At 49.4% G+C, this 3600-nt stretch carries 3 protein-coding genes and 1 riboswitch; all 3 genes read left to right on the top strand.

Going from position 1 to position 3600, the window contains the following annotated elements:
* Positions 1-170 precede the first annotated feature (170 nt).
* A riboswitch (adenosylcobalamin-variant (AdoCbl-variant) riboswitch) is annotated at positions 171-250 on the top strand.
* Positions 251-258: 8 nt separating this feature from the next.
* The 3 genes from cobG to QUA44_RS30130 all read left to right on the top strand — a co-directional run bounded on the left by cobG (position 259) and on the right by QUA44_RS30130 (position 3310).
* Complete coding sequence (gene cobG, locus QUA44_RS30140; protein WP_333257510.1) at positions 259-1836, top strand: precorrin-3B synthase; 1578 nt, start codon at positions 259-261, stop codon at positions 1834-1836.
* Positions 1837-1973: 137 nt separating this feature from the next.
* Positions 1974-2603 carry a precorrin-8X methylmutase gene (locus QUA44_RS30135; protein ID WP_333246957.1) on the top strand — a complete coding sequence of 210 codons (630 nt, stop codon included), beginning with the start codon at positions 1974-1976 and terminating at the stop codon, positions 2601-2603.
* Positions 2600-3310 (top strand): precorrin-2 C(20)-methyltransferase, encoded by a 711-nt coding sequence (locus tag QUA44_RS30130; RefSeq protein WP_333257513.1) that lies wholly within the window; start codon positions 2600-2602, stop codon positions 3308-3310. The genes QUA44_RS30135 and QUA44_RS30130 overlap by 4 nt, the downstream gene beginning before the upstream one ends.
* Positions 3311-3600 lie beyond the last annotated feature (290 nt).

Below are 3600 nucleotides of genomic sequence, written 5' to 3'. Positions count from 1 at the left end.
TTTGTTAATGTTTGTAAAGGGGTTGAGCGACAGTTAAACTGATAGAAGTCATCAGGAAAGCTGATGAAAGGAGAGAGATGCCCGTAGCTTGCGGGGCCCGACGCCATCGCCAGGTGTTTTGTTAAGAAAGTTAAGGCTTTTGCTTTCTGTGGGTCAGCTCGTGATACCTTTCTAAAACCTGAAAGCGGGAAAGTCCGGTGCTATTCCGGCGCTGTGCCGCAACTGTAAAAGTCAGAATGCCGATTTCGGGGGCGCTTTGTGGGCGTTTACTTTTGGATTCCCTGCGTAGCACGGGGAGGAGATTATTTGTTAGCTTTGACTGATTTGCCGACTTGTCCGGGTTTATTTTACGGTTCCCAAGCCCGAGACGGAGTTTTATCGAGAATGCGGATTCCGGGGGGAATTTTAAACGCGCAGCAGTGTCGGACGATCGCCGATTTGGCCGATCAATACAGTACCGGCTGTTTGCAAGTGACGAATCGGGCAAATTTGCAAATCCGAGAAGTGAACTCGGAAATTGCCCCGGAAATCTGGAACCGCTTGCAGGAATTGGGGATAGCGTCTCGCCGCGTTGAAGTTGACCCAATTCGCAATATTATGGCAAGTCCGACAGCCGGGATCGATCGCCAGCAGTTACTGGATACTCGCCCGCTAGTCAAAGCTTGGGATGATTACCTGCAAACGCATCCCGAATTGTCGGAACTTTCGCCTAAGTTCAGTATTGGCTTCGACGGCGGGGAATCGGTTTCTATCGGCGATTTACGCAACGATCTTTTATTAGCTGCTGAAGGGCGTTCAACCCAATCAGAAATCGTTTTTCGGCTGCATTTAAACAGCGATACAGGGATTTTAATCCAACAATCGCAATGTATTTCAGTCTTAGCCGCCCTGACTAGAGCGTATCTTGAATACACAAAAAATCAGCCTCGAATTGATGGCAAAAAACCGCGTTTGCGTCACCTGCTGGCAGATTGGGGTGTTGAAAGTTATCTAGAACGGGTACAGCAGAATTTGCCGTTTGTATTGCAATACACATCTTGCACCTTTCCCAAAAACAGGCAAGATGCCTGTGAAGCGAAGAGTGAAATTCCTTGTGGGGTGGGCATCTTGCCCGCCCGCTCGATCGACTCATCTGCAAGGGCGATCGAACAATCCCGACATCTCGGCATCCACCCTCAGCGACAGCCGGATTTCTCCTACATGGGAATTGCGCTGCCTCTCGGTAGGCTAGAATCAAAGCAACTGCGGAATTTGGCAAATTTAGCCCAAAATCTAGCCAGCGGTACCCTGAGACTTACGCCGTGGCAAAATCTGTTGATTTCTGATATCCCCAACTCCCAGCTTTTTGAGATAAAACAGCAAATCGCCGATTTGGGATTGCACTCGTCGGCGACTCGCCTAGATTCGTGCTTGGTGGCTTGTGCCGGCAGCAGCGGCTGTGCGTCGGCGGCGACAGATACTCAAAGTCACGCCCTAGCAATGGCGAGGGATTTAGCGCAAAAATTGACGATCGACCTGCCGATTAACATTCATTTCAGCGGTTGCGAAAAGTCCTGCGCCCAGCATCAGCCACTTGATATCACGCTGGTGGGAATTCAGATTGAGCAAGGAGACGAGACGATCGAAGGTTACAACATTCATGCGGGTAGAAAAGATTTGCCCTTCGGACGACCAATTTTTCAGGCGGTGAGTGCGATCGAGATGCCAGATGTGATCGAGCGAATGTTGCGGGTGTATCAGCGGTTTCGAGAGTCTGTGGAGTCATTTGGTGAGTTTGTTGACCGGCAGGCGTTCGACCAATTGCAGGAGTTGTTGAGCAGCGAAAATTGGAATTGAAAGTGAAGAAATATCCCATAAAAACAGACAAATTTTAAGCATTTCTCTTTCTATCTCTCTTGAGATTTATTCCTTCGCGGTTCATTCAAAAAATCTATTTCACAAATCAAACAAACTTCCCATAGCAGTTTTAAACAATGATTGACTACATTCGAGACGGAACAGAAATCTACACCAAATCCTTCGCCACAATTCGAGCCGAAGCAGATTTGTCAAGCTTGCCGCCAGATTTAGAATCCGTCGCAGTGCGACTAATTCACAGTTGTGGCATGACCGATATTGTTACAGATTTAGCAGCTTCCCCCGGTGCAGCAACCTGCGGACGCCAAGCCCTCTCAGCAGGTGCGCCCATCCTGTGCGATGCCCGGATGGTGGCCGAAGGCATCACTCGCAAACGCCTTCCCGCTGACAATCCAGTGATTTGCACCCTCTGGCATTCCGAAATCCCGGAGTTGGCGCGGCAAATCGGAAATACTCGATCGGCCGCGGCCCTTGATTTATGGCTGGACAACTTGCAGGGTGCGGTTGTGGCAATTGGCAATGCCCCGACTGCTTTGTTCCGACTGCTGGAAATGCTGGATGCCGGAGCACCCAAACCGGCTTTAATTCTGGGTTTCCCGGTAGGATTTGTGGGGGCCGCCGAATCCAAAGCCGAACTGGCGGCCAACAGTCGGGGAGTGCCATTTATTACGTTGCACGGGCGGCGCGGTGGCAGTGCAATGGCAACGGCGGCCGTGAATGCGTTAGCGAAAAAGGATGAATTATGACTAAGGCTACTGGTAAATTGTACGGTTTGGGTATTGGCCCTGGCGATCCAGAATTGATCACATTGAAAGCTTATCGGATTTTGCAATCGGTGCCCGTGATTGCCTATCCGGCGATGGAAAATGGTAAGGTGCTGGCGCGGGCGATCGTCGCTGATTATCTGCGCCCGGAGCAAATTGAGATTCCGATGCCGCTGCCTTTTAGTCCGACGCGATCGTCTCAACCTTATTATGATATTGCTGCCGAGAAAATTGCCGCACATCTGAGCGAGGGACAGGATGTGGCGGTGCTGTGTGAGGGCGAACCTTTTCTCTACGGCTCGTTTATGTATCTATTCAACCGCTTGTCGGCGAGATTTACCACTGAAGTTGTGCCGGGAATTTCTTCGACAATGGCGAGTGCGGCTGCGTTGGGAGTGCCACTGACTTATCGTAACGATGTGTTAAGTATTATGCCTGCGACGCTGGAGGCTGAGGTTTTGCGCGCTCGACTGGCGGTTGTTGATGCTGCTGTGATTATTAAACTGGGGCGACATTTTGCGAAAGTCCGGGACGTGCTGATTGAGTTGGGACAGTTCGATCGAGCACTGTATATAGAACGCGCAACTATGCCTAATCAGCGAATTCGGGCGATCGTAGATGTCGATCCCGCTGAAGTTCCCTATTGGGCTCTCATTATGATACCTAGCCAGCAAAAGTCTGTATCTTAATATTTCCATGCCTGAAGGCGACGCGCTTCCAGGCTTTACCTACTTTTTTGTGCATTCTTACCTATTTATCAAGTTTTCTGCATATTGATCAGTTAAGCTTATACCTCTCATTAGTTAATCTGTTGTTAAAATACTTTACAAACCTTAGAATATGCTTTATGTTTATTTACATGGCGGAACACAAAGCCGTCACGAACATTGAAAACCAAATACAGCAATCATAAACAAATGACAACAACCTTACAGCAGCGCGAAAGCGCCAACGTCTGGGAACGCTTTTGTGAGTGGGT

This window comes from Microcoleus sp. N9_A2 (assembly GCF_036701775.1).
GTDB lineage: Bacteria > Cyanobacteriota > Cyanobacteriia > Cyanobacteriales > Microcoleaceae > Microcoleus.
Note: the sequence above shows the minus strand (reverse complement) of the source record. Positions and strands in the feature narration are given on the sequence as shown.